The sequence below is a fragment of the Pseudomonas sp. CJQ_9 genome, from assembly GCF_043106615.1.
Taxonomy (GTDB): domain Bacteria; phylum Pseudomonadota; class Gammaproteobacteria; order Pseudomonadales; family Pseudomonadaceae; genus Aquipseudomonas; species Aquipseudomonas juntendi.
The window spans coordinates 1-9,654 of record NZ_JBICMS010000081.1; the positions used below are offsets into that span (position 1 = coordinate 1).

9 protein-coding genes and 1 pseudogene are annotated in these 9,654 nt (G+C 54.9%); 1 reads left to right on the forward strand and 9 read right to left on the reverse strand.

The window, feature by feature from the left end:
* Positions 1-292: 292 nt before the first annotated feature.
* The 6 genes from ACF8SD_RS15760 to ACF8SD_RS15785 all read right to left on the reverse strand — a co-directional run bounded on the left by ACF8SD_RS15760 (position 293) and on the right by ACF8SD_RS15785 (position 4,885).
* A complete protein-coding gene (locus ACF8SD_RS15760) occupies positions 293-994 on the reverse strand; it encodes an ATP-binding cassette domain-containing protein (protein ID WP_392484690.1) in 702 nt (233 codons plus the stop codon).
* The gene (locus tag ACF8SD_RS15765) at positions 995-1,753 is read right to left on the reverse strand and encodes an ABC transporter permease (RefSeq protein WP_050492232.1); all 759 of its coding nucleotides are present in this window, start codon (positions 1,751-1,753) and stop codon (positions 995-997) included.
* Positions 1,750-2,955: a YcaO-like family protein gene (locus tag ACF8SD_RS15770; RefSeq protein WP_392484691.1), complete on the reverse strand. Its 1,206-nt coding sequence runs from the start codon at positions 2,953-2,955 to the stop codon at positions 1,750-1,752. Before ACF8SD_RS15770 ends, ACF8SD_RS15765 begins: the two co-directional genes overlap by 4 nt.
* Positions 2,956-2,958: 3 nt before the next feature.
* Positions 2,959-3,750 carry a SagB/ThcOx family dehydrogenase gene (locus ACF8SD_RS15775; RefSeq protein ID WP_080709244.1) on the reverse strand — a complete coding sequence of 264 codons (792 nt, stop codon included), beginning with the start codon at positions 3,748-3,750 and terminating at the stop codon, positions 2,959-2,961.
* On the reverse strand, positions 3,747-4,613 hold the full coding sequence (locus tag ACF8SD_RS15780; RefSeq protein ID WP_080709243.1) for an McbB family protein: 867 nt from the start codon (positions 4,611-4,613) through the stop codon (positions 3,747-3,749). Before ACF8SD_RS15780 ends, ACF8SD_RS15775 begins: the two co-directional genes overlap by 4 nt.
* Positions 4,614-4,693: 80 nt before the next feature.
* Positions 4,694-4,885, reverse strand: a complete 192-nt coding sequence (locus ACF8SD_RS15785; RefSeq protein WP_392484692.1) for a hypothetical protein — start codon at positions 4,883-4,885, stop codon at positions 4,694-4,696.
* Between the two features lie 361 nt (positions 4,886-5,246).
* Here ACF8SD_RS15785 and ACF8SD_RS15790 point away from each other — a divergent pair.
* Positions 5,247-5,588: pseudogene (locus tag ACF8SD_RS15790) on the forward strand (phosphopantetheine-binding protein); the annotation flags it as partial.
* 421 nt (positions 5,589-6,009) lie between these two features.
* Here the strand turns inward: ACF8SD_RS15790 and dsbG are convergent.
* Genes dsbG through dsbD form a run of 3 tightly spaced genes read right to left on the reverse strand, consistent with a single transcriptional unit; the run spans position 6,010 to position 9,321 of the window.
* Entirely contained in the window at positions 6,010-6,768 is a 759-nt protein-coding gene (dsbG, locus tag ACF8SD_RS15795) for a thiol:disulfide interchange protein DsbG (RefSeq protein WP_009684803.1), read from the reverse strand.
* A gap of 1 nt (position 6,769) precedes the next feature.
* On the reverse strand, positions 6,770-7,606 hold the full coding sequence (locus tag ACF8SD_RS15800) for a TlpA disulfide reductase family protein (protein ID WP_009684802.1): 837 nt from the start codon (positions 7,604-7,606) through the stop codon (positions 6,770-6,772).
* Positions 7,606-9,321: a protein-disulfide reductase DsbD gene (gene dsbD / locus ACF8SD_RS15805; protein WP_392484693.1), complete on the reverse strand. Its 1,716-nt coding sequence runs from the start codon at positions 9,319-9,321 to the stop codon at positions 7,606-7,608. The genes ACF8SD_RS15800 and dsbD overlap by 1 nt, the downstream gene beginning before the upstream one ends.
* Positions 9,322-9,654: the final 333 nt, after the last annotated feature.

Sequence of the window (9,654 nt, forward strand, 5' to 3'; positions counted from 1 at the left end):
GGGATAGGGTCCGCCTTGAGGCTTGCTGCGCGGCAGAAGTCGAGCGCCGCCCGCGCGGCGCTTCGCGGGGCAAGCCCGCTCCCACTGCCTGTTTCGGGCCTGTCTCTTCTGTGAGGTCATCGCTGGCCGCCTTGTTTGTACGACTTAGTATCAAGTCATACGCCAAGGGGTGCTCGATCTCATCCGCGCTGCATATCTTGTGGCCGGCACAGACCTGATGCGATCCCTACGGGCTTGTCCCGCGAAGAGGCTTGAACTGATCTGCATTGCGATGCAACTCGTTTCTGCCCAGCTACATCGAGGCATTGATGAACGCTTCATCCAAAGATCCCGCCCGATACCGAGTCAGGAATTGGTCTGAGCTATGGAACGCTTCGAGTTGACGATGGGCAAGCATGTAAAAGCGATCGCAATGGGCCGTGATTTCCTGCGTATAGTGGGATGAAACCAAAACACTGGCCCCGTCGTTGCACGCGTGTTTGATCCCAAGCCAGATAAAGTGTCGGAATTCCGGATCCACTCCAGCCGTGGGTTCGTCAAGTATGATCAGATCGCTGCCCATGAGTAGCAGTGTCAAGGTGAAAAAGCTCCGAATTTCGCCATAGCTGCAAGTAGAGGATTTTTTCTTGGAAATATCCGAATACCTTTTAGAAAGCGCAGGCGACCACGCACCAAGCCGAGACAGTGCTTCAGAAAGGCAAAGCTTCGACGGGGCATTCAAATGGGTGATTAGATCGTAAACTTCAATCATCCGCAACTGGGGTGGCGGCGTCAGAATTTGCGTCAGATAAGCCAGATGTTGGGCGCGGTTGATGATTTCTCCACGGCCAGGTTTTCTAATTTTACAAATCAGGTCGAAGAGTGTCGTTTTTCCAGCGCCATTGCTCCCTAATAGACCCACTACTTCACCTGGTGAGATATGTAGGTTGAGATTGTGCAGCAAGGCTTTTTCTTTGTGCGAGAAAGTCAGATCATTAATGGTTAGTATGCTCATTTAATAACGACTCCAGATAGGCTGGACTCTAAAGTGATTCGCTGTTAAATAAAGGCCAAGCAGGGGAAGGAACAATGCCACTGGGAAAACTGACAGTAATGGAAGTTCGCCGCGAAAAACTCGGGTGCTCAAGTACAGAGGGTTGATGAGAGCGTTCAGTTGATCATGCTCTTTACCTGTGACGGCGCCCAGATAGCTGGACATCAGCATGAGAAATGACAGCAATGAGAAAAGTGTACTAGCTGTTCCAAATTTGATAGGCAGGGCGGCCATGACCAAACCCACACAGGAAAAGCCCAGGTAGCTGGTAAAAAAGCAGGCAATTGTGTATAGGTATTCTTGGACTGAATAATCTCCATGTATAGGTTTGGTGATCAGGTAGAATAAAGATGCATATGTGACGCTTAGAATCGAGTAGCTGATCATGTGAGACATCAGAAAAAGGCGAATGGAGTCCTTTTGGTAGATGAACGAACGGATAAAGCCGCTTTCCCGTCTGCCGATAAGGTAAAAGCTGAATCCAAAAAAAGCGACGTTCGCTGAAATGTAAGCGTAAAACCAACCGGCGTAGGATAAATAGGGTTGAGCGGTCTTGTCTGGATTCAGATCGCTTGGGCTCATGATAAAAAACAGCATGCAGGGTGCGAAGGCTGTCCACAACAGACTGGAAGGCTCTCTGAGATGCTCCTTTATCAAAATTTTTGAGATGTTATAGAGCTTTATCGTTCTTGGGAGGGGGCGTAGACTGCTGCTGGTCATGGAAAAGGTACCATTCTGTTAAGTTGTTGTGGAATGATCTGCTTTTGAAATTGATTCGAATAGGTGTTTTGGATGTTGAGGTGTGAGGCGTTGTTCATGTGAAGAAACAAGTGGGGGGAGATATACTTGCAGTAGTGTAAGTTCCTCTTGGGTGAGTGTGTGGAGGAAAGATATAGGTAGCCATCAAGCTTTAATTGTCTCAGGCGTGCTATTAGTGCTGCACTGGTGAGCGGGAGAGGGTTGGTAGCGTTGTTTTGAGTTGGGCTGCTTTCGATGCAGGTGGTGACGTTGGTATAAGTTTCATAAAGGTTGTTCGTTAAGAAATTTTTTAGGTAGGGGTCCTCAATGTCGCTAAGTGTTTTATTTCTCAAGTAAAAGGAGTGCATGAATCGGAAGGTTTGCCACAGTTCAATCACTGATTTTTCCAGTGCGCTACTTAGGTTGTCGGAGTAGGCCATGCCCGCACAGTATCTGACATACTGGTGTTTTCCGCCCCGGTTGCCATAGCAAAGCAGGACGCAGCAGCCAGGAAAACGTTCATCTGTAAGGTTTAAAATGCAGAGATCTCCTGTTTTTCCCATTTCTTTGAAAAGCGAAAGACTGGGTCGGTTCCAAAGCGCTGAACAAGCGTCTCTGTACTTGATTTTGGCTGTGCAAGTTTTAGTTAGCCAAAATCTGAGTAAAAACTGTCGCTCCATAGCTTCTTTGAGCGCGCCGAGCACTGCTTTATCAACAGTCACGTGCACGCTACACCCACAGGTGTCCCGCATGGGGTAGAACTCGTTGTCAATTGGGCTTCTGGAGGGGGTGATGGAAATTAGTGCTGTTGGAATTGCACATTTAGTTAAATCAGTGATCCTGTAGACATTCGTGCGCTCGAAATTGTGTGAGTGAAGGGTTTTCTTTCTATCAATCGTTGTTGTTTGCGAAAAAGCATTGGCAAGCGCTTCGAATTCATCATGTGTCAGCCCTGCGCCCAGCTTGTTCCTGCCGTGTATCGGTACATCCAAGTAGAAGTGCTTTCGCTCAAAATGCTCACCTATAGCGCTGGAGGTTACTGAGGATGACCACCCACTACTTGATCCATAAGTTTGCCAGCGGCTGCCACATTCCACGCTATGTGGAAAATGAGACACTGCGCTCGGTCGATGAAATTCAAAGTCGGCAAATTCAAGTGTATGTATTTCGTTGAATATATTCATGCGTTAGCCCACAAATTGAACACATAGGGGGGTGAAAAGCGCAGGGTTAAGTTTTAGGCATTTGGTTATCTCGTAATCAGTGAAGCCTGACCATGGCCTGCTCTGCAAGTTCAGCTCTTTGCAGCGTAAATCTATTAACATATACATGGAGCCTGCTTCCATGAGTGCTAAGCGATAGCCTCTATAGCGATATTTGAATAATGCTTTCGGAAGATAGGCTATGTAAAGCAAAGCTAGGGCCGGGCGTCCAATATTGGATACTTTAGGTATAATTGCTTGCGTAAGCTTGGTGGCGTCAATTTGAGGGCTGTTGGTTTCAAATGTTTTCGAGGAGGGTAAAAGGTGTAGAACGTTGCTCTCAGATGGCCAACGACTAATTCTATTATCTAGATTTACAAAAAATACTTCGATTGGGTAGATCGCGCCACCGCTCGGATAGCCTCTTTTGTAGGAATGTCCTTCTTGTGTCAATAGAGGAGCTGTTAAAGATTGAATCGTTTCAAAATCCAGTGGTCGTTCTACAAACCAGTCACATGACTCATTTCTTTTTAAGTAATGCTCTGGTTTGAGTGGCGACAATGTGAAGTATTGGTCTGGGGCTTCTTTCTCTAAAATGTTTAAGGGTAATTCGTTGCCAGTCAGCGCCTCGAGTTCTTTTGATGGAATGTGATGTAAAGTGCTAGCGTGTTGGCATATGGTGTGGATTGTGTAATTCCCTTTGGCGTGGAACGCTAGCGTTTCGTCCAGTACTTCTGAGGATACGAATTTTAGATAATAGTCATGAGGAAGGGTCATAACATTTCTCCACTACACTGGCAGAGAGACCAATGGATGCTGCAGTCCTCTGTAAATGAGCCGTCAGTCAGATTCAATGTTCTAGAGCGCAAAATTTGATCCTGAGTTACTTTCGATTTTTGAAAGTGCGTGAGTTTGTTAGTGAAAGAGGCGATGGTCCCCAGAATGATTGTGCTCTGCCACTCATCAAGGGTGGTCTTTGGAAGATCAATATTATTTGACTGGCAGAAGCTCCATATTCTGCTCCAGTGATGCTGGCTTGCTCGTACGCTTTCATAGTGTGCTATACGGTCCAGGGTACAAAAAGCACAGGGGTTTCCGATCGAGGGTATATGTGTTTCTGTTAAATGGAAAAAGTGGTTGCTTATAAAGCCTACGCTGATCCCACAATCTGGATTGTTTTTTAATAAATTGGTGTAATTTGTTCTTAGTTCATCTGGTTTTAATTTTGAGCATGCAAGAACAAATAGCGTTGGGTTCGGGTGTTTATTGGTATTGAGTTGCGGTGTTTTTATGATTTTGATTTTGTTGTTTGGTCTTTGTTCTATGTGTTCTTTTAATGTGTCTGGGATTTCCCAGTCAATGCATACGGTAACATTTTTGAAATGAGGTGGTTGACGGGGTTCTCCGATTATTGATATGGCTTTCAAGAAGCTGATAGCCTTTTGGGGCTGAAGTGATTCGCTTTCGAGGATCTTGGTAAGTTCATGCTGTGTTATTTCTGTTGACTGTCTTTCAATCATGTGGTGAAGAGTATTTACGAGTTTGGGGTCGTCTATTCTTGTAAATCCTTTTGATGAGAAAACTGTAGGTTGTGCATCAAAGTTTAGGATTTCGTAATTGTATATTCTCAAAGTTTTCATTTTGTCCCCTTCGATTGAGACGGGCACCGACGATAGTTAACGCAGGTGCCCGTGTATATTTGTGAGTCAGTCCTCCTGCGCTATTTGAGTGATGGCGTTGCCAGCGCACCGCCGGAGCCGCCGCTTCCGCCGCTGCATCCACCCCCGCCGCCACAGCCGCCGCTACCGCCACATCCACCTGCCCCTCCTGATCCGCCAAAAAATTCGGCTTCCATATCGCAGTTGTTGTCGAAGGTCAGATCCATCAAATTGATGCCAAATTGAGTGTCCATTGAAGTCTCCTTGGTTGCCCCGTGGTCCGGGGTCCTGTGGGTTTAGTTTGATATTTCATATGCGTCAAATTTGACGAAGATGATTGGCCACTAAGGATCGTATTTCATGTTTGAGTTCTGGTTGGTGTTGTAGGATTTTTCTGAAATGTATTTCTGACGGAAAACCAAGGACTGATTGCAAGTGTGAGAAATTTCCTATTGTGATGCAGGGGTAGCCCGTATCTCTAGTAGGAATGATATGTGTTTGAGTTGGGGATGTTCTGTTTGAGATGAATGGCGTTTATTGCTTGAGATGCAAAATTCAGTGTTTCAAAATGTAAAATTTAATTATTATTTCCGAAATACACGACCTAGTTACTTGCGGATGGCCCTGCCGGCGATCACCATCGGCGGCCAGGCCTACCAGGCACCGCGCAATGAGCTGGAAGACGTGCTGGCGGGTATCTGGGCCGAGGTGCTCAAGGCTGAGCGGGTCGGGGTGCACGACAACTTCTTCGAGCTGGGCGGGCACTCGTTGCTGGCCACGCAGATAGCCTCGCGGGTGCAGAAGCAGTTGCAGTTGAACGTGCCGCTGAGGGCGATGTTCGAGTGCAGCACCGTGGCGGAGCTGGCCGAGTATGTGCAGGGGCTGCAGGGCAGTGCACTGGATGACGACAAGGTCGATCGGCTAAGTGACCTGATGGCGGAGCTGGAGGGGTTGTAAACCGCAGGCTATGCCCCTACCGCCAATGTCTGGCGGCGGGGGCGCGCCATGCAAACTAGATGACTGGATTTACATCGCAGCGTTGATAAAAGCTTCATCATAGGACTTTGCGCTGTAGCGGGTCAGAAACGCTTCACCATTCCCGAACGACTCGATGCGCTGGTGTGCAAGCATGTAGAACCGGTGGCAGTTCGTTACGATTTCTTCGGTGTGGTGAGACGATACCAGCGACGCGGCCTGTGGAAGCGAGCTTGTCGAGGCGTCGAACCGCCGCGAACACCGGCAAAGTCAGTGGCATCCATCGCGTCGCCTGTTTCGCGGGCACGCCCGCTCCCACAGATATAGCGCCGCTCTCAAGGCTTATGCAGTACCTGTAGGAGCGGGTTCGGCCGCGAACGGGCCAGTACTGGCAACCAATATCTCAGCGCTTGCCAAGAATCTTCCCAAGCATCTCCGGCCGTGGTGCGCCTTGCTGGCTCTGCAGCTGACCCTGGTCATCCTGGTAGAAAATCGCTGGGGTGGCCTGCAACCCCATCTCTTCCATCAACGCCATGTTTGCCGCCAACTTTTGCTGAACCGCCGGCGGCACCTGCTTCAGCGCTGTCAGGGTGCTGGCCTTGCCGGCCTTCTCATGCGCGTGCAAAGCCTTGGCCGGGTCTTGTGCCGCCAGCAGGGCGGCCGACTTGCCTGGGCTGTCTTCGCGGATGATGCCGACCATTATGTGGCGCAACTGCACCTTGCCCGACTCGACCCAAGGTCGTGCCTGTTCCCAGAACATGTTGCAGTACGGGCAGTTGGGGTCGCTGAACAGGTACACCTTGCGCGGTGCATCGTCCCTGCCATCGGCGATCCAGGCGGTTTTCTCCATCTTCGCCCAGATTTCCTTGCTCATCGGCGCATACACCAGCTTTTCCAGCGGCTCTGCGCTCAGGTCCTTGCCCTGTTCGTCGAACAGGTTGCCGACCAGTACGTGCTTGCCGTCGGGCGTCAGGTACAGGGCCAGGGCGTTGTTCTGGTACTCGGCGGCGTAACCGCGCAGGCCGTTGGGGGCGTCGAAGCTGCCCTTGATCACCGCACCCTTGGCTTGCAGTTGCTGAACCGCCTTGGGCAGCTCTTCAGCCTGCAAGGCGGGGGCGGCCAGCAGGGCCAGGGACAGGGGCAGCAGTGCAGTCAATCGCATTTCAGTTTCCTTGTGCGGCAGGGGCGGGCGCTGCGGCCCGCTCGAAAGGTTCCAGGGCATGGCGCAGGCTGGCCCGGGACAACTCGCCCAGGTGGCTACCGACCAGCCGCCCCTGGGCGTCATAGAACAGCGTGGTGGGCAGGGCCATCGAACCGACGCGTTGGGCCAGCAGGCCGGTGCCGTCGAACAGCACGTGGGTCAGGCTCAGGCCGGTGGTGGCGAGGAAGGTGCTGACGTTTTCCGGGGTCTCGCCCTGGTTGACGAACAGGAAGGTCACGTTCGGGTATTCGCTCTGCGCCTGCTGCAGCACCGGCATTTCGCGCCGGCAGGGTGGGCACCAGGTGGCCCAGAGGTTGATCACCAGCGGTGTACCGCGGTAGCTGTGCAGCGCCACGGGCTGGCCGCCGGCATTGCGCAAGTTCAGTTCGGGGAGTTCGGTGCCCTTGCTGTACAAGTGCCCGCCAAAGCTGGCCAGGCCCCAGAACAGCGCGCCGCTGAACAGCGCCCAGCCCAGCGGGCGGCGCAGGCCTGGGTGGCGCCAGCCCTGCCACAGGGCACCGCCCACGATACCCGCCAGGCCCGACCAGAACAGAAAGCCGCCATCACGGATGTCGATGATTTGCAGCGGATCGTCCCGGTACATCGGCCAGTACGCCAGCACGAACCCCGCCCGCGCGCTGAGCAAGCCAAGCAGAAACAGGTTGAACAGCGCCGACTCCGGGCTTTCACCGCCGCGCCGTGCGACCCACCAGCCGACCACGCTGGCGATCACCAGCGCGGTGAGCATGAGCAGGTGGTTCAGGGCCATGGTCAGCGGCCCCAGGGTCACGGTGAGCATCAGCCTTGGCTCCTGGTCTGGGCCCAGTGTTGCTGGAACGCGGCGGCGTCCACTTCACCGGTGATGCGCCGCGCGCGGCGCTCTTCGCCTTCTGGGCCGATCCAGATGATGCTGGGCGGGCCGGGTACCTGGTAGCGTTGTAGCAGCGCTTTGCTGGCGGGGCTGTTGGCGGTCACGTCCAGCCGCAGCAGGTGCACGCCGGCCAGCCCGGCCTGCACGTCGCTGCGGCTGAACACTTGTTTTTCCATCACTTTGCACGACACGCACCAGTCGGCGTAGTAGTCGAGCATGACCCATTGCCCGCGAGACTTGGCGGCATCGAGTTCGCGTTGCAGGTCTTCTGGGCGGCTGACCGTGACGAAGCTATCCTCGGCGTGCGCAGCAGTGGCTGGCGCGGCTGCCCCCCCGGCGAATGGGCGCAGGGGTTGCCAGAGGTCGTCGCCGCCGGCTGCCGCGCCAACCAACAGCAAGCCCCCCCACAGCGCCCCCAGCAGCGGCACTGCGCGCAGTGCCGGCAGCCGCTGCAGGGCCGGCCAGGCTGCCCAGGCCAGGGCGACCAGCCAGGCTCCGGCGAGGGCCAGCAGCAGGCTGGCCGGCAGCAGGCTGCGCACGGTGTACAGCGCCATGGCCAGGAACACGAAGCCGAATACCGCCTTTACCCGGTCCATCCAGGCGCCCGGGCGTGGCAGGTAGCGGTTGCCCAGGGTGACCAGCAACAGCAGCGGCACGCCCATGCCCAGGCCAAGGGCAAACAGCACCAGCGCGCCTTGCAGCACATCGCCGCTTTGCGCGATGTACAGCAGCGCCCCGGCCAAAGGCGCGGTCATGCAGGGGCCCAGCAGCAACCCGGACAACGCGCCCAGCAAGGCCGCACCATACAGGTTGCCGCCGCGGGTACCTTGCCCGGCCCGGTCGAGACGATCTCGCAGGGCGGCCGGCAACTGCAGTTCGAAGGCGCCGAACATCGGCAGGGCAAGGATGATGAACAGCCCCGCCAGGCTGCCCAGCAGCCAGGGTTGTTGCAGCCAGGCTTGCAGGCTGGCGCCTAGCAGCGCGGCGACCACGCCCAGGGCGGCGTAGACCAGGGCCATGCTCAGTACGTAGACCCCGGCCAGCAGCCAACCGCGGCGGGCGCTGGCACCGTTGCCCAACACCAGCCCGGCGAGAATCGGCAGCATCGGCAGCGAGCAGGGGGTAAAGGCCAGCAACAGGCCCAGGCCGAAGAAGGCCAGCAGGCTCCATGCCAGGCGCCCCTGTTGCAGGCCGCTGGCCAAGGCCTGGTCGCTGGCTTGTTCGGCGGCCGGCGCTACGCTGCCGCCCAGGTCGATGCTGGTGGTTTGTGGCGGGTAGCACAGGCCGGCGTCGGCGCAGCCCTGCCAGCCCAGGCGCAACTGGCCCTGGGCGTTGGCCGGCAGCAGCAGTTCAAGCTGGTCACGGTACACCGCGCTGTCGCCGAAGAACTCGTCGTGGTGGTTGAGTGCCGGCGGCAATTGCGGCTGTTGATAGCTCGGCAGGCCATCGAATTTGAGGCGCTTCTGATACAGGTAGTAGCCCGGCTTGATCTGGAAGTACAGGCGCATCTGGCCGTCGGCCTGGCGGTCGTGGGTCAGTACGAAGGCCTGCTCGACCGGCAGGAAATCGGGTTTGACGTCGAACGGGTTGGCTTGCAGGGGGCCAGCCAGTAGCAGTGTCAGGAAGAGCAGGAGAACGCGCATGTCTTCGCCTTGGCAGATCGGGGAATGGGGCCATGCTGGCTGGGGTTGATTAAATGAAGGTTAACGGCGGTTTTGAAGGGGGGGAGGGTTTTTCGGTGCTTGACGGGGGATTTGCAGCGCCTGTGAGACCGAGCGCCGCCCGCTCGGCGCTTCGCGGGTAAACCCGCTCCTACGCTTGTTTCGGGCCAGTATTGCCTGTGACAGGCGCGCGCGACCGCCTTGTTCGTACGGCGCGATATCGTGGTGGGCGCCAAGGCGTTCGCGCGCAAATCCCACAGGCATAACTGGTCCGAAAACAAACGGAGCAACTGTCTTTCTCAAAATTTGAAAAGC